The 17,010-nt window shown below is 51.7% G+C and carries 14 protein-coding genes; 6 read left to right on the top strand and 8 right to left on the bottom strand.

Features of this window, described 5'->3' with window-relative positions; genetic code table 11:
* Nucleotides 1-9 precede the first annotated feature (9 nt).
* The 3 genes from O6D90_RS06585 to O6D90_RS06575 form a co-directional block, all read right to left on the bottom strand.
* Nucleotides 10-471: a YjiG family protein gene (locus O6D90_RS06585; RefSeq protein WP_016157115.1), complete on the bottom strand. Its 462-nt coding sequence runs from the start codon at nucleotides 469-471 to the stop codon at nucleotides 10-12.
* A 1-nt stretch (nucleotide 472) separates the two neighbouring features.
* Nucleotides 473-1,132 carry a nucleoside recognition domain-containing protein gene (locus O6D90_RS06580; protein ID WP_016157116.1) on the bottom strand — a complete coding sequence of 220 codons (660 nt, stop codon included), beginning with the start codon at nucleotides 1,130-1,132 and terminating at the stop codon, nucleotides 473-475.
* Between the two features lie 166 nt (nucleotides 1,133-1,298).
* Nucleotides 1,299-2,363, bottom strand: coding sequence for an AI-2E family transporter (locus O6D90_RS06575; protein ID WP_016153975.1), 1,065 nt, complete (start codon nucleotides 2,361-2,363; stop codon nucleotides 1,299-1,301).
* 226 nt (nucleotides 2,364-2,589) lie between these two features.
* On the opposite strand from O6D90_RS06575, the gene bepA reads away from it, so the two are divergent.
* Together bepA and arsC are read left to right on the top strand one after the other, a co-directional pair.
* The gene (gene bepA, locus O6D90_RS06570; protein WP_016157117.1) at nucleotides 2,590-4,053 is read left to right on the top strand and encodes a beta-barrel assembly-enhancing protease; all 1,464 of its coding nucleotides are present in this window, start codon (nucleotides 2,590-2,592) and stop codon (nucleotides 4,051-4,053) included.
* Between the two features lie 86 nt (nucleotides 4,054-4,139).
* Nucleotides 4,140-4,499, top strand: a complete 360-nt coding sequence (gene arsC, locus O6D90_RS06565; RefSeq protein WP_016157118.1) for an arsenate reductase (glutaredoxin) — start codon at nucleotides 4,140-4,142, stop codon at nucleotides 4,497-4,499.
* A gap of 34 nt (nucleotides 4,500-4,533) precedes the next feature.
* Here arsC and O6D90_RS06560 read toward each other — a convergent pair whose 3' ends face one another.
* From O6D90_RS06560 to O6D90_RS06545, 4 genes are all read right to left on the bottom strand, one after another.
* Nucleotides 4,534-5,235, bottom strand: a complete 702-nt coding sequence (locus tag O6D90_RS06560; protein WP_200049399.1) for a DnaA inactivator Hda — start codon at nucleotides 5,233-5,235, stop codon at nucleotides 4,534-4,536.
* A 95-nt stretch (nucleotides 5,236-5,330) separates the two neighbouring features.
* A complete protein-coding gene (gene uraA / locus O6D90_RS06555; RefSeq protein ID WP_016157119.1) occupies nucleotides 5,331-6,620 on the bottom strand; it encodes a uracil permease in 1,290 nt (429 codons plus the stop codon).
* 95 nt (nucleotides 6,621-6,715) lie between these two features.
* Nucleotides 6,716-7,342: a uracil phosphoribosyltransferase gene (gene upp, locus O6D90_RS06550; RefSeq protein ID WP_003835110.1), complete on the bottom strand. Its 627-nt coding sequence runs from the start codon at nucleotides 7,340-7,342 to the stop codon at nucleotides 6,716-6,718.
* A 182-nt stretch (nucleotides 7,343-7,524) separates the two neighbouring features.
* A complete protein-coding gene (locus O6D90_RS06545; protein WP_016157120.1) occupies nucleotides 7,525-8,955 on the bottom strand; it encodes a 6-phospho-beta-glucosidase in 1,431 nt (476 codons plus the stop codon).
* A 295-nt stretch (nucleotides 8,956-9,250) separates the two neighbouring features.
* Here O6D90_RS06545 and purM point away from each other — a divergent pair, with 295 nt between their 5' ends.
* The 4 genes from purM to ppx all read left to right on the top strand — a co-directional run bounded on the left by purM (nucleotide 9,251) and on the right by ppx (nucleotide 14,752).
* Entirely contained in the window at nucleotides 9,251-10,288 is a 1,038-nt protein-coding gene (gene purM / locus O6D90_RS06540) for a phosphoribosylformylglycinamidine cyclo-ligase (RefSeq protein WP_016157121.1), read from the top strand.
* Nucleotides 10,285-10,929 (top strand): phosphoribosylglycinamide formyltransferase, encoded by a 645-nt coding sequence (gene purN, locus O6D90_RS06535; RefSeq protein ID WP_016157122.1) that lies wholly within the window; start codon nucleotides 10,285-10,287, stop codon nucleotides 10,927-10,929. Before purM ends, purN begins: the two co-directional genes overlap by 4 nt.
* 210 nt (nucleotides 10,930-11,139) lie before the next feature.
* Complete coding sequence (gene ppk1, locus O6D90_RS06530; RefSeq protein ID WP_003835119.1) at nucleotides 11,140-13,206, top strand: polyphosphate kinase 1; 2,067 nt, start codon at nucleotides 11,140-11,142, stop codon at nucleotides 13,204-13,206.
* Nucleotides 13,207-13,210: 4 nt separating this feature from the next.
* Nucleotides 13,211-14,752 carry an exopolyphosphatase gene (gene ppx / locus O6D90_RS06525; protein ID WP_016153985.1) on the top strand — a complete coding sequence of 514 codons (1,542 nt, stop codon included), beginning with the start codon at nucleotides 13,211-13,213 and terminating at the stop codon, nucleotides 14,750-14,752.
* On the opposite strand, the gene O6D90_RS06520 is transcribed toward ppx, so the two are convergent.
* A complete protein-coding gene (locus tag O6D90_RS06520; RefSeq protein WP_016157123.1) occupies nucleotides 14,732-17,002 on the bottom strand; it encodes a bifunctional diguanylate cyclase/phosphodiesterase in 2,271 nt (756 codons plus the stop codon). The genes ppx and O6D90_RS06520 overlap by 21 nt on opposite strands.
* Nucleotides 17,003-17,010: the final 8 nt, after the last annotated feature.

Genomic DNA, 17,010 nt, shown 5'->3' with positions numbered 1-17,010 from the left:
CCTTCCTTGTCAGGCAATAACCTGCATAACCCAAATAGAGAGCAGCGCATTAATTACGCATACCGCAATAATAAGCGGGTAATAACGGGGATGGACCCCCGCGGTACCCAGACAGCGTCCCACATTTTGCACCGGATTGCCCATCAGGTAGATAGCCGGTAACAGCACCGTAGCATCATGTCCCGAAAGCGTACCGGCGATAACCAGGCTGGCGCAAACACCGACGCCGCCTCCCATACTCATCACCGCCGCCAGCAGTACGGTAGCAGATTCCCCCGGCAGTCCCCACAGCGCCATTACCGGCTCACATACCCGCCCGACAATCTCGAGCAGTCCCGTCACCTTCAGCGCCTGAATAATCACAAACGCCATTACCACGTTAGGCAACAGGCTGGTTGTTGCAATAGTGAATCCGCGCCGTGCGCCATCGATAAACATGTCCATGACGTTTTTACGTACTTGCGTTGTCATCTCACGCCTCCTGCTGCGTACGGCGATTTTCCAGCTGCGCAATCCACAAACGCAGCAGGTTCGCACCCACAAATTTGAAGACAAGGATCACCGCCAGCGGCGTAATCACCGGAACGGTAACCATCGTAAACAGCGCGGCACCCGAGGAAAAATAGTTGGTAATACACGCACTGCCGCTGGTTTGCCAGCAGGCAAAAATGGCACGTTCCTGTTCAGTGATAATGCCCTCTTCCGCCATTTCTTTAGTCATCCCTGCCGCAGCATCGGTATTTTGCAAATTCGCAATCAGCGCCAGCGAGCAAATACCCGGAATACCGAGTAACGGGCGCAGGACTGGCGTCATCAGTTGCTGTGCCGCACGCAACCCTCCCAGCCCTTCGGTGACGGAAATTATCCCGAGTGAAAGAATGACGGAAGGCGCCAGCTCAAGCGCGAATAAGAAGCCGTCTTTTGCGCCCATACCGCCCGTGCCGCGAAAAGAGACCGCCGTGTCCCCCACCGCATTAATCTGCCCAAACGCACCGTTGAGAACGGTGAAATCAAAGACTCGCCACCATTCGGTACTTTTCGCAAACATGCCGGAAAAAAGAATAATCGTAATAAAAAAAGCGAGATAACCGCCCCATCCCACCTTCTGCTGCGTGTGTGTGTTGTGACCCATTTTGTTCTCCTGTTGGCCTTATTCCTTGCGTGACTTAAAGACATCACGCGGGTCAAGTTAAAGACAAACGCAGAGAAAAACGACACCAGAAGAGATTATTCAGAATGTGTGGATAGAGGTCAGACAAGTTCGGCTCCGGCGATATTGCATCGCCGGAGCAAACAGATTAGGGTTCATCAACGACCTGACCATCCGGCCAGGCATGCATTACCGCTTTGATTAACGTCGCCAGAGGAATAGCAAAGAATACGCCCCAGAATCCCCACAGGCCGCCGAATATCACCACTGAGAGAATAATCACCAGCGGATGCAGATTTACCGCCTCGGAGAACAGCACCGGCACCAGCAAATTACCGTCCAGCGCCTGGATTATCAGGTATACGGCAAAACAGCTCCAGAACTCGGTGCCAAGCCCGAACTGGAACAATGCCACACCGACCACCGGAATAGTGACCACGAAAGCGCCGATATACGGGATCAGCACGGAGAAGCCTACCAGCACCGCAAGCAGCAGCGAGTAGTTGAGGCCAAACAGCAGGAAGCCGAGCCAGGTCGCCACGCCGACCACCACCATTTCCAGCACCTTGCCGCGGATATAGTTGGTGATTTGCTGGTTCATCTCTTTCCACACCTGCCCCGCCAGTCCGCGATTACGCGGCAGCACCCGACGCACTGCGTTCAGCATTTGTCCTTTATCTTTGATCAGGAAGAACACCATCAACGGGACGAGAATCAGATACACCGCCAGCGTCAGCAATCCGACCAGTGAAGCTAGCGAATATTTCACCACCGAATCGCCCATGGTGAGCATTCGCGAGCGCATATTCTCCGCCATCGCATCAATAATGCCCGCATCCATCAGCGCCGGATAACGCCGCGGTAAGGTGGCGGCAAAATCAGACAATTTATTGAGCATGCCGGGCATATCGCGGATCAGGTAGATCCCCTGTTGCCATGCAACGGGCATTACCACAAACGCCATCAGCAGCAAAATACCGACAAACACCACCAACACAATCGATGTCGCCCAACGCCGTGAACAACCAATATGTTCCAGCCGTACTGTCGGCCATTCGAGCAGGTACGCCAGCACAATGGCGACCAGCAGCGGCGCCAAAAGACCGCTAAAAAAGAACAGGATGCCAAAACCGGCAACCAGAATAATCAGCAAGGCGATGGCTTCGGGGTCGCTAAAGCGGCGGCGATACCATTGCATCAACATTTCGAGCATAAAACCCTTCCATGAATCCAATAGCGGGATTGCGATCCCGAATTGTATCGAAATGTCACAAAAAAGACTTCGCTTTTTATAGCGGATTACGCAAAGTGAAAAGTCATTTTTCCTGGGTGTTCATCGTCAGGTTTCGCAGTTACACTCCCTAAGCTTGCGGAGTGTGAACGAAACTTCACGGCATTGGTCAAATGGCTATCTCAAAAAAGAATACAGGACAGAGGTTATGTTCAGGCAGTTGAAAAAAAACCTGGTTGCTACCCTCATTGCTGCACTGACCATCGGTCAGGTTGCGCCCGCATTTGCAGAAACCGCGGACACCCTACCTGATATGGGAACCTCGGCAGGGAGTACGCTTTCCATAGGACAGGAAATGCAGATGGGCGATTATTATGTACGCCAGCTGCGCGGCAGTGCGCCATTAATTAACGATCCGTTGCTGACGCAATACATTAATGCGCTGGGGATGCGTCTGGTCTCGCACGCCGACTCGGTAAAAACGCCCTTCACCTTCTTTTTGATTAACAACGATGAAATCAACGCCTTTGCTTTCTTTGGCGGCAACGTTGTTTTGCACTCCGCACTGTTCCGCTATTCCGATAACGAAAGCCAACTGGCATCGGTTATGGCGCACGAAATTTCCCACGTTACGCAGCGTCACCTGGCGCGTGCAATGGAAGACCAGAAACGCAGCGCGCCGCTAACGTGGGTGGGTGCGTTAGGGTCAATTTTATTGGCGATGGCCAGCCCGCAGGCGGGTATGGCGGCGCTGACCGGTACGCTGGCGGGTACACGCCAGGGGATGATTAGCTTTACGCAGCAAAACGAACAGGAAGCAGACCGCATCGGTATTCAGGTACTGCAACGCTCGGGATTCGATCCCCAGGCCATGCCGACATTTCTGGAAAAATTGCTTGATCAGGCCCGTTACTCTTCGCGTCCACCAGAAATTTTGCTGACTCACCCCCTGCCAGAAAGCCGTCTGTCGGATGCCCGTAACCGCGCCAACCAAATGCGTCCGGCTGTCGTCCAGTCTTCAGAAGATTTTTATCTGGCCAAGGCACGCACCTTAGGCATGTACAACTCTGGTCGCAACCAGCTGACCGATGACCTGCTGAGTAACTGGTCGAAAGGCAACATACGTGAGCAACGTGCGGCGCAGTATGGCCGGGCATTGCAGGCAATGGAGGCCAGTAAATATGACGAGGCACGTAAAGCACTGCAACCGCTGCTGGCGGCAGATGCTAACAATGCCTGGTATCTCGACCTGGCAACGGATATCGATCTCGGCCAGAAGAAAACCAGCGATGCCATTAATCGGTTGAAAAACGCCCGCGACCTACGCACCAACCCGGTACTGCAGCTCAACCTGGCAAATGCGTATTTACAGGCCGGGCAAGCCAAAGAGGCAGCGACCATCCTGAATCGCTATACGTTTAACCATAAGGACGACCCTAACGGCTGGGATCTGTTAGCGCAAACGGAAGCCAACCTGAACAACCGTGATCAGGAACTGGCAGCCCGCGCGGAAGGATATGCCCTCGCAGGACGTCTGGATCAGGCGATTTCGATGCTCAGCAGCGCAAGCTCACAGGTCAAGCTGGGTAGCCAGCAGCAGGCCAGATACGATGCCCGTATCGACCAGCTACGCCAACTGCAAGAGCGCTTTAAACCATATACGAAAATGTAATTATCGAATCCTTGCCGGATGGCGATATGTAGGCCGGATAAGGCCTTTGGTCGCCATCCGGCAGGATTGTTATGCAAGGAGAAGTCATGTCAGACGCGATTAAAATCTACCATAACCCACGCTGCTCCAAGAGCCGTGAAACGCTGGAGTTACTGAAGTCCAACGGTGTGGACCCGGAAGTGGTGTTGTATCTGGAAACCCCAGCTGACGCCACAACCCTGCGTGAATTGCTGCAGATGCTGGGCATGTCCAGCGCGCGCGAGCTGATGCGCCAGAAAGAAGATCTCTATAAGTCACTTAATCTGGCGGACGTAAATCTGAGTGAAGATGCGCTGATTCAGGCAATGGCGGAAAACCCGAAATTGATGGAGCGCCCGATTGTGGTTGCCAAAGGCCGGGCGAGAATTGGACGCCCGCCGGAGCAGGTACTGGAAATCATCGGTTAACCTGAACCTGCCGCAGTTTTTTCGGCTGCGGCGCTTACAGCTTCAGTATCTCTTTTACGAATGGAATGGTCAGCTTACGCTGGGCGGTGATCGATGCATGATCAAGCTGATCCAACGTCATAAACAGCGTACGCATTTCTCGATCCAGACGCTTGAGCAGGAAGCGTCCTACATCTTCCGGCAGTTCAAATCCACGAAGTCTGGCGCGTAATTGCAACGCCTGCAGCTTATCTTCATCGGAAAGCGGCTGCAGCTTGTAGATTTGTCCCCAGTCCAGGCGCGAGGCGAGATCCGGCAACCCCAGATTCAGCTGTCTTGGCGGGCGATCGCCTGTGATCAGCAGACGCGTTTTCCCCGACTCCAGGATGCGGTTGTAGAGATCAAAGATCGCCATTTCCCACAGCGAATCCCCGGCCACACATTCGATGTTATCGATGCATACCAGCGATAAATGCTCCATACCGTCGAGCACCTCGGGAACGAACCAGGTACGCTTGTCGAGCGGCACATAGCCTACCGCATCGCCGCGCGCGGACAGTTCCGCACAAGCTGCATGCAGCAAATGACTACGGCCAGCGCCTTCACGCGACCAGAGATAAATATACCCGCTATGGTCCTGACGCAGCACGTTTTGCAGTGCAGCCAGTAAAGAGGAGTTATCCCCCGGCCAGAAACTTGCGAAAGTTTCGTCGTCAGGAAGATAAAGTGGCAAAGAGAGCTGTGCCGGTGTGTTCAGAGATACCTCAACCCAGGATTTCATAAAATCGCGTTGAGTTTAACACAGAAATACGTCGTGATAGAACCGGGCAGCATCGCCGCCCGGTAAGAGATTTACTGTTGCGGACTGTCGGCATCTTCCGCATCAAGCACGACTTCTTCCGGACGCAGCAGGCTGATAACTTTGAAAATCAGGCTCAGACAAACGCCAACAATGGTCGCCAGCGCCATGCCTTTCAGCTCAGCGGCACCAATGTGAACTTTCGCACCACTCACGCCAATGATCAAAATAACCGAGGTCAGGATCAGGTTTTGCGCTTTGTTGTAGTCAACTTTTGACTCGATCAGTACGCGAATACCGGAAGCACCAATCACGCCGTACAGCAGCAGCGATACGCCACCCATGACCGGCAGTGGAATGATTTGGATCGCCGCAGCCAGTTTGCCCACACAGGAGAGCAGAATGGCAAAAATTGCCGCGCCGCCGATAACCCAGGTACTGTAAACACGGGTAATCGCCATTACGCCAATGTTTTCGCCGTACGTGGTGTTCGGCGTAGAGCCGAAGAAACCAGAGATAACCGTAGACAGGCCGTTGGCAAACATTGAACGATGCAGGCCAGGATCGCGAATCAAATCTTTTTTCACGATATTCGCCGTTACCACCAGGTGTCCAACGTGTTCAGCGATGACCACCAGCGCCGCCGGCAGGATGGTCAGAATGGCAACCCATTCAAAGCGCGGCGTGTAGAACGTTGGCAGAGCAAACCAGTGGGCCTGCGCAATCGGCGTGGTGTCCACGACCCCCATCACGAAGGAGAGCGCGTAGCCGGCCAGCACCCCAATCAGAATCGGGATAATCGCCATAAAACCGCGGAACAGTACAGAGCCAAATACCGTAACCGCCAGCGTCACCATTGAGATGATGATGGTTTTTGAATCCGGTAATTGTCCCTCTGCGGGCAGTAACCCCGCCATGCCCGCAGCGACGCCAGCCAGCTCCAGACCGATGACGGCAACGATTGCGCCCATCGCCGCAGGAGGGAACATGACATCCAGCCAGCCGGTTCCTGCTTTCTTAACGATGAAAGAAACCAGGCAGAACAGAACGCCGCACATAATGAAACCACCCAGCGCCACTTCATACCCTAACGGCAGCAACAGCAGTACCGGGGAAATAAATGCGAAGCTGGAACCCAGATACGCAGGAATTTTACCTTTACAGATAAAGAGATACAGCAACGTACCAATGCCGTTAAACAGCAGAACGGTAGCCGGGTTGATGTGGAACAGGACTGGCACCAGAACCGTTGCGCCAAACATAGCGAACAGGTGCTGCAAACTAAGCGGGATTGTCTGTAAAAGCGGCGGTCTTTCACTCACCCCGATAGCACGGCGCGTCATAGTGTTTTCCTCTGAGTGTTGTTTGTTATTAGCCTTGGGTTGTTATATTCAAAAAAAAGCCGACTCTTAAAGTCGGCTTCTTTTCACTTATTCGTTTACTTGGTACCAAAAATCTTATCGCCGGCATCGCCGAGCCCTGGAATAATGTATCCGTGCTCGTTCAACCCCTGATCGATGGAGGCCGTGTACAGCTCAACATCCGGGTGCGCTTTTTCCAGTGCCGCGATACCTTCCGGTGCCGCAACCAGGACCAGCACTTTAATGCTGGTGCAGCCTGCATTTTTCAGCAGGTCGATGGTGGCGATAACGGAACCGCCGGTTGCCAGCATCGGGTCAACGATCAGCGCCATACGCTCATCGATGTTAGATACCAGCTTCTGGAAGTACGGAACCGGCTCCAGCGTTTCTTCGTTACGGTACATACCAACCACGCTGATACGCGCGCTCGGAACGTTTTCCAGTACGCCTTCCATCATGCCCAGGCCCGCACGCAGGATTGGCACAACGGTGATTTTTTTACCTTTGATTTGGTCAACTTCAACCGGACCGTTCCAGCCTTCAATGGTCACCTTTTCGGTTTCCAGACCAGCGGTTGCTTCATAAGTCAGCAGGCTGCCAACTTCCGAGGCGAGTTCACGAAAGCGTTTAGTGCTGATGTCGTTTTCACGCATCAGTCCCAGCTTGTGTTTGACGAGTGGGTGTTTGACTTCCACGATCTTCATACTCTTCTCCTTTCCTCAGACGAGTGGCAACCACAAAAAAATCGCCGGATTATACCGCTTTTCGTCTCTGGCGCAACACTGGATACGCTTGATATGGATCAACCAAAGTCGTTTGCGTCTGGATGATGAGTATAAAACAAGCCCCGCATTATTGGCGGGGCTGGCTGTCAATACTATGAATTTTATAGGTATTCAGCATTGGTCTGGATAACGTTTTGATACCATGAAAAAGATTTCTTCGGCGAGCGTGCTAACGTTCCGCTTCCGTCATTATTTTTATCAACATAGATAAAGCCGTAGCGTTTTTTCATCTCCCCCGTCCCGGCCGAGACTAAATCAATGCAGCCCCACGGGGTATAGCCCATCAGGTCCACGCCATCTTCCACTACCGCTTTTTTCATTTCGCTGATATGTGCGGCCATATAGTCAATACGATAGGAATCATCTACCGAGCCGTCGGCCTGCTGCACGTCAATCGCACCAAAGCCGTTTTCGACGATAAACAGCGGCAGTTGGTAATGATCCCAGAACCAGTTCAGCGAATAGCGCAGACCGACGGGATCAATCTGCCAGCCCCAGTCCGATTTCTGCACGTACGGGTTGGAAACCAGACTTTTCGACTCGTCATAATCCAGCTGTGGGTTGTCTGCCGTGGCCTGCGTTGCGAAAGACATATAGTAGCTAAAGCCGATGTAATCGACACACCCCTCGGTCAGCGCCTGACGGTCTTCCTCGGTGATATCAAGTTCAAAGCCACGCCGGGCAAAGTAGTTGAGAAGATGCTGCGGATATTTGCCGCGCACATGGACATCGGTAAACCAGTAACGCCGGTGCATGGCGTTCATCGCCATCATCATATCGTCCGGCGCGCAGGTCAGTGGATAGATAGGACACATGGCAATCATGCACCCTATCTGCAATGCCGGGTTAATCTCACGCGCAGCCTTTACCGCCAGCGCGCTTGCCACCAGTTCATAGTGCGCCGCCTGGTACATAACCGGCTCGCGGTCTTCACCGGGCTGGTATTTCAGGCCAGAGTTAGTAAAAGGCGCGAAGTCTTCGTGATAATTTGCCTGGTTGTTAATTTCATTAAACGTCATCCAGTACTTCACTTTGTGCTGGTAACGGGTAAAAACCACTGCGGCAAAACGGACAAAGAAATCGATAAGCTTACGGTTACGCCAGCCGCCATATTCCGTCACCAGATGGTATGGCATCTCGAAATGCGACAACGTAATCACCGGTTCAATGCCATATTTCAGGCATTCGTCAAACAGGTCATCATAGAACTGCAGGCCAGCCTCATTGGGTTGCGCTTCGTCGCCTAAGGGGAAAATACGCGTCCAGGCAATCGAAGTGCGAAAACATTTAAACCCCATTTCGGCAAACAGCTTAATGTCGTCTTTATAGCGGTGATAAAAATCGATGGCGTCGTGGTTAGGGTAGTTTTTACCGGCAATCACACCGTCAGTGATTTCACGCGCCACGCCATGCGCCCCCGCCGTCATGACATCGGCAACGCTAATTCCTTTTCCACCTTCCTGCCAGCCACCTTCCAGTTGATGAGCGGCTACGGCACCACCCCACATAAAATCTGCTTTAAATCCTGACATACCCTTCCCCTCTCGTGATTACTCTGTGCAAAACGCTGTTGATGAGGTCCGCAACAGAAAACAGAAACCGGTTTCAGTACGATACTGTGTATTCAGCAGGCAGGTTTCAAGCACAAGACTGTACCCGGTTTCATTTTCGTGGCGCAGTTCAAACAAATAGATAAATGATTGTAAAATGCTGAAAAAATCAGCACATAAAACTTGATGCAGAGCAGGCTCGCAAACGTTTGCTTTCCCTGTTAGAATTGCGCCGAATTTAACTTTTACTGCAAGTAAACATGTGGGGAAGCAGGCAGTGACCGATAAAACCTCTCTTAGCTACAAAGATGCCGGTGTTGATATTGATGCAGGTAATGCTCTGGTTGATCGAATCAAAGGCGTAGTAAAGAAAACTCGTCGTCCGGAAGTTATGGGTGGTCTGGGTGGCTTCGGTGCGCTGTGCGCATTGCCGCAAAAATATCGTGAACCGGTACTGGTTTCCGGCACTGATGGCGTCGGCACAAAACTGCGTCTGGCGATGGATCTGAAACGCCACGACACTATCGGCATTGACCTCGTCGCAATGTGCGTCAACGACCTCGTGGTTCAGGGCGCTGAGCCGCTGTTTTTCCTCGACTACTATGCTACTGGCAAACTGGATGTGGATACCGCAGCCAGCGTCATTAACGGTATTGCCGAAGGCTGTCTGCAGTCTGGCTGTGCGCTTGTCGGCGGTGAAACGGCTGAAATGCCGGGGATGTACCACGGCGAAGATTACGACGTGGCAGGCTTCTGCGTTGGCGTCGTCGAAAAATCAGAGATCATCGACGGTTCAAAAGTGGCTGACGGCGACGTACTGATTGCACTCGGCTCCAGCGGTCCGCACTCCAACGGCTACTCTCTGGTGCGCAAAATTGTTGAAGTCAGCGGTTGTGACCCGGAAACCACCGAGCTTGAAGGCAAGCCGCTGGCCGATCACTTACTGGCCCCGACCCGCATTTATGTCAAATCCATTCTGGAATTGATTGAGAAGGTTGATGTGCATGCCATTGCCCACCTGACCGGCGGTGGTTTCTGGGAAAATATTCCACGCGTTCTGCCAGACAACACGCAGGCTGTGATCGACGAATCTTCATGGCAGTGGCCAGCCGTCTTCAACTGGCTGCAAACGGCGGGTAACGTCAGCCAGCATGAGATGTATCGCACCTTTAACTGCGGCGTAGGCATGGTTATCGCCCTGCCAGCTTCTGAAGTGGACAACGCCCTTGCTTTGCTCAATGAGAAAGGTGAAAACGCATGGAAAATCGGTATCATCAAAGCTTCTGATTCCGAACAGCGTGTGGTCATTGAATGAAAAACATTGTGGTGCTCATTTCCGGCAACGGAAGCAATTTGCAGGCGATAATCGATGCCTGCGAACAGAATAAAATCAATGGCACCATACGTGCAGTATTCAGTAACAAGGCCGATGCGTTCGGCCTTGAGCGCGCGCGCGAAGCGAATATTCCTGCACACTCGCTGGAAGCCGCCCAGTTTGCCAGTCGCGAAGCATTCGACCAGCAACTGATACAAGAGATCGACGCTTATACCCCCGATGTCGTGGTGCTGGCCGGTTATATGCGCATTCTAAGTCCGGCGTTTGTTGCTCACTATTCTGAACGATTGCTGAATATCCACCCGTCTTTATTGCCGAAGTATCCTGGCCTGCACACGCACCGTCAGGTTCTGGAAAACGGCGATGAAGAGCATGGCACCTCCGTCCATTTCGTCACCGATGAACTGGACGGCGGACCGGTTATTCTCCAGGCCAAGGTTCCGGTATTTGAAGGCGACAGCGAAGATGATGTCACGGCACGAGTCCAGGCCCAGGAACATACCATTTACCCGCTGGTGGTAAGCTGGTTTACTGATGGTCGCCTGAAGATGCGTGATAACGCAGCATGGCTGGACGGCGTTCGTCTGCCGCCACAAGGCTACGCCGCCGACGAAGAATAAAATCAACCTGTAAACCGGATCTCATCATCCGGTTTACAGGCATAAATACCTTTTCCGGTTAACATCTCCGGTATTCATCTACGCTCCCCCTTTCTCTTTGCTATCAGACGGTTTATTGTCATATTTTTCTGGCACTGTTGGACATCTGAGAGCAATGCTCGCCATAATAAATCGGTAGTGTCCCGTGAATGAAACGGAGTAAAAGTGGTAATGGGTCAGGAAAAGCTATACATCGAGAAAGAACTCAGTTGGTTAGCGTTCAACGAACGTGTACTCCAGGAAGCTGCTGATAAGTCAAACCCGTTGATCGAACGGATGCGTTTCTTAGGCATCTATTCCAATAATCTCGACGAGTTTTATAAGGTTCGTTTTGCCGAACTGAAGCGCCGAATCATTATTAGCGAAGAACAGGGTTCAAACTCTCACTCCCGCCATCTGTTAGGTAAAATCCAGGCCCGCGTATTAAAAGCCGATCAGGAATTTGACGGCCTGTACAACGAGTTGCTGCTGGAGATGGCGCGCAACCAGATTTTCCTTATCAATGAACGTCAGTTGTCGGTCAATCAACAGAGCTGGTTACGCCATTACTTCAAACAATATCTTCGCCAGCACATTACACCGATCCTGATTAACCGCGAGACGGATTTAGTTCAGTTTCTGAAAGATGACTACACCTATCTGGCGGTGGAAATTATCCGCGGCGATACGATCCGCTACGCGCTGCTGGAAATCCCTTCCGACAAGGTTCCCCGTTTTGTGAATCTACCGCCGGAAACCCCGCGCCGTCGCAAACCGATGATCCTGCTGGACAACATTTTACGCTACTGCCTTGACGACATTTTCAAAGGGTTCTTTGATTACGATGCGCTGAACGCCTATTCGATGAAAATGACTCGCGATGCCGAATACGATTTGGTGCACGAGATGGAATCGAGCCTGATGGAGCTGATGTCGTCCAGCCTGAAACAGCGTCTGACCGCAGAGCCTGTACGTTTTGTCTATCAGCGCGACATGCCCAATGCGCTGGTCGAGGTACTGCGTGAAAAGCTGACGATTTCTCGCTACGACTCGATTGTTCCCGGCGGGCGTTACCATAACTTCAAAGACTTTATTAATTTCCCCAACGTTGGCAAAGCTAACCTGGTGAACAAACCGCTGCCGCGTTTGCGCCATATCTGGTTCGATAACGAGAAGTTTCGTAACGGCTTTGACGCCGTTCGCGAACGCGACGTGCTGCTATATTATCCGTATCACACTTTTGAGCACGTTCTTGAGCTGTTGCGCCAGGCCTCTTTCGACCCGAGCGTGCTGGCGATAAAAATCAACATCTACCGTGTGGCCAAAGACTCGCGCATCATTGATTCGATGATCCATGCTGCGCACAACGGTAAGAAAGTCACCGTGGTGGTGGAGTTGCAGGCTCGCTTTGATGAAGAAGCCAACATTCATTGGGCCAAGCGTCTTACCGAGGCAGGCGTTCACGTCATCTTCTCCGCGCCGGGCCTGAAAATTCACGCCAAATTGTTCCTTATCTCGCGTAAAGAAGGTGATGAAGTTGTGCGCTATGCGCATATCGGGACGGGGAACTTCAACGAAAAAACGGCGCGTCTCTATACCGACTACTCGTTACTTACCGCCGACTCACGCATTACCAACGAGGTTCGTCGGGTGTTCAACTTCATCGAGAACCCGTATCGTCCGGTGACGTTCGATTATCTGCTGGTTTCTCCGCAGAACTCGCGCCGTTTGCTGTACGCGATGATTGACAAAGAAATCGCCAACGCGCAGCAAGGACAGCCTTCCGGTATCACCCTAAAACTGAATAACCTGGTCGATAAAGGCCTGGTTGATCGTCTCTATGCGGCCTCAAGCTCAGGCGTGCCAGTCAATTTATTGATTCGCGGTATGTGCTCTTTGATTCCGAATCTGGAAGGCATTAGCGACAATATTCGCGTGATAAGCATAGTTGACCGCTACCTTGAACACGACCGGGTTTATATCTTCGAAAACGGTGGCGACAAGCAGGTATACCTCTCCTCCGCAGACTGGATGACCAGGAATATCGACTATCGCATCGAAGTCGCCACCCCGCTGCTGGACCCGCGTCTTAAGCAACGGGTGCTGGATATTATCGATATCCTGTTCAGCGACACGGTGAAGGCTCGCTTCATCGATAAAGAACTCAGTAATCGCTACGTACCGCGCGGAAACCGCCGTAAGGTTCAGTCACAATTGGCGATATACGACTACATCAAATCACTCGAGCAACCTGACTAACGCTATGCCAATACACGACAAGACTCCACGACCGCAGGAATTTGCTGCGGTCGACCTTGGTTCAAACAGTTTCCATATGGTCATTGCCCGCGTGGTTGATGGCGCAATGCAGATTATCGGGCGACTGAAACAGCGCGTTCATCTGGCGGATGGCCTCGGCGAAGATAACAAGCTGAGCGAAGAGGCAATGGAGCGCGGATTAAGCTGCCTGTCGCTGTTCGCCGAACGTCTGCAGGGCTTTCCCCCATCAAGTGTATGCATCGTGGGAACCCATACTTTGCGTCAGGCGCTAAATGCGACCGATTTTCTCAAGCGAGCAGAAAAAGTTATCCCCTACCCGATCGAGATTATTTCCGGTAATGAAGAAGCCCGACTGATTTTTATGGGCGTGGAGCACACCCAGCCGGAAAAGGGTCGTAAGCTGGTTATTGATATCGGCGGTGGCTCAACAGAACTGGTAATCGGCGAAGATTTCGAGCCCAAACTGGTGGAAAGCCGTCGTATGGGCTGCGTCAGTTTTGCTCAGATGTATTTCCCGGGCGGCGCTATTAGTCGGGAAAACTTCCAGCGTGCGCGCATGGCGGCAGCGCAAAAGCTTGAAACCTTAACCTGGCAGTTTCGCATTCAGGGCTGGAACGTTGCGCTGGGCGCATCGGGCACGATTAAAGCGGCACACGAAGTGCTGCTGGAGATGGGTGAGAAAGATGGTTTTATCACCCCCGAACGCCTGGACAAACTGCGAACCGAAGTGCTGAAGCATGCGTCATTCGATGCGCTCAGCCTGCCGGGGCTGTCTGAAGAACGAAAAGCGGTGTTTGTGCCGGGACTCGCGATTCTGTGCGGCGTTTTTGACGCACTGGCTATCCGCGAACTCCGCCTTTCTGATGGCGCACTACGCGAAGGCGTGCTGTATGAGATGGAAGGTCGTTTTCGCCACCAGGACGTTCGCAGTCGTACCGCGAGCAGCCTGGCGAACCAGTACAATATCGACAGCGAACAGGCCCGGCGCGTACTGGAAACGACGATGCAAATGTACGATCAGTGGCATACGCAGCAGCCAAAGCTGGCCAATCCACAACTGGAAGCGTTGCTGCGCTGGGCGGCGATGCTGCATGAGGTTGGGCTGAACATCAACCACAGCGGTTTACATCGCCACTCGGCGTATATCCTCCAAAACAGCGATTTACCGGGTTTCAATCAGGAACAACAGCTGATGATGGCAACCCTGGTTCGATATCATCGCAAAGCGGTGAAACTGGATGATTTGCCCCGCTTTACGCTGTTCAAGAAAAAACAGTTTCTGCCGTTAATTCAGCTGTTGCGCCTGGGCGTGCTGCTGAATAATCAGCGACAGGCGACCACCACGCCACCGACGCTGACCCTAATTACCGACGACAACCACTGGACCTTACGCTTTCCGCATGACTGGTTTAGCCAGAATGCGCTGGTGCTGCTCGATCTGGAAAAAGAGCAGCAATACTGGGAAGCCGTTACCGGCTGGCGACTCAAAATTGAAGAAGAGAGTTCACCCGATATCGCCGCATAAGCTCTCAGCAGGTGCCAGTTCTTCTGGCACCTGTTCTTCCAGCATTTCATGCAACGGCTGCGGTTTACCAATCAGATACCCCTGCATGTAATCAATCCCCAGCGAAATTACCGCACTGCGTATTTCTTCGCTTTCGACGTACTCCGCGACCACCAGCATTCTTTTCATCCGCGCCAGATGGCAAATAGAGGCCACGATTTGATAGTCGAGGCTATTCGAAACGATGTTGCGAATAAAGCTGCCATCAATTTTCAGGATATCGGCATTCACATTCTTCAGCCGCGCATAGCTGGCATATCCGGTACCAAAATCATCAATCGCAATCTGACAGCCCAATGATTGCAGCTGCAGTAACGTTGCCTGCGCCTGTTCCGCATTGGTTAAGGCATTGCTTTCCGTTACTTCAAAAATCAGTTGCCACGGTTCAACTTTGTACTTAATCAGCAGTTGGTTGATGTCATGCGGAAGCCGGGCACGGCATACCGATGTGGGAGATAAGTTAATAGCAAACCGACGAGCGGGCATTTTTTCCCGATTCTGCGCCATAAACTTCAGCGTATTTTCAATCACCCACAGATCGATGCTGGATGACAATCCAAACTCATGCGCTACCGGTAAGAAGCTGTCAGGACCGATGGTTTCACCATCATCCCCCTCTAGCCGCAGCAGAATTTCATGATAAACATCGCCGCGCACGCCTGAAATCGGCTGCGCCATCAGGAAAAAGCGATGGTGCTCCAGCGCCAGTTGCAGACGATTCATCATCGCAACCTTATCTTTCAGGTCACGTTGCAGGTGCATCACGCCTCGGCGCTGCAAATTCTCTGGCGCATTGGTCGCCAGAGAAAGCTCGGCGATGGTGCTTAACTCCCCCAGTAACAAGTAGATGTGATTAACAGGAGAACGGACATAGCAAAAACTAATCCCCACCTGCGGCTGTAAAGGCATGCCATCCCAGATAAAACGAAACTGCTTGATATGCCTGTCCAGCGCTTCAATACGTTCCTGATGCGACTCGGTGTTAAAACGCAGAACTAAATCATTACCCGATAACTGATAGACATGCTCATCTTGTTTCAGCAATGGCTTTACCCACTGGGCAAGTTTTTGCTTGTACTGGATACGCAGCATAATGCCGTAATTTTTCACCAGCAGTTCCATACCCGGAACACTCAAAAAGCAAAGCACTGACCATGGCGCTTTTCTCAAATCCCGGTTCAAAGCGCGCAAATTCGGAATATGCACCATGGGGTCAAAGAAGGCCAGACGATGAGAATGTCTGGCGACAATTCTCTGGCGCGTTGCCAGTACGGCAATAAAATTCACGATGAAGGAGAAAACCAGGTAACTCGATGAGGTAATGGCAAGTTGCACATCGTAACCCGAATACCAGGGCATATAGCGTTGATAATAATGAATTGCTGTAATGAGTACGAGCATCCATATTAACGAAATAAATTTATAACCGTAACGCATAGCTCCCCATAGCATGACGGGCAGCATCAGTGACAAGGTATAATTCGTGCTAAATATTGAGCTTTTCTCATCTAGCGGCATACACAACAATGTCATTAGTATGGTCAATATAATCAGCCAGACCGCAAACTCTGTTTTGGTAACTTTGGTATCAAACTGCTGCTTTAACTGAGATAAATAACCTCTGATATACAAAGGATTACGAATCGTGCGAATTATTAAGTAGCACAGTGGAACCCCAACCAGATTCCCGGCCAGCATGGCCTGATAGTTGATCAACGTGCCGGTATTAAGGGGCATAACGCCCACCATGCCGGATTTGCTCTCATAGACGCCCACAAACGCGGCGAAATGGAAGAATAGCAGAAACAGCGTTGCCGGGCAGAAAACCTGCCAAAACATGTGCTGAAACATCAGGTGGGAGTCACCGTAAGAAACGTTATTCCGCCGGGGAGCAAAAACTTTATACCCTCCCCAACTAAGCACTATCGTAACTATAAAGTGCGAAATTATTGAGAGCATTTCAAATAACCCAACCTGCGGATATTTGTACCAGATGATGGAAATGATAATTCCTGGTAATGCCGCCCAACCAAAAAACAACATCAGGCTAATCATCAGCGCTAAAGGCAGGTAGAAAAGAATTACGGTCCCGGTACTAATATGGGCATAGGTGTTAGCAGTGCTCAATATAGGCAACAGAAAGGAAGGCAAGATGAGAGGTAACGCCCACCATCTATCTCTAATACTAATATAATTTTTATTGAGTTTCATAGATGCTC

The sequence above is a fragment of the Citrobacter sp. 21OH12SH02A-Citro genome, from assembly GCF_027919895.1.
GTDB lineage: Bacteria > Pseudomonadota > Gammaproteobacteria > Enterobacterales > Enterobacteriaceae > Citrobacter > Citrobacter braakii.
Note: the sequence above shows the minus strand (reverse complement) of the source record. Positions and strands in the feature narration are given on the sequence as shown.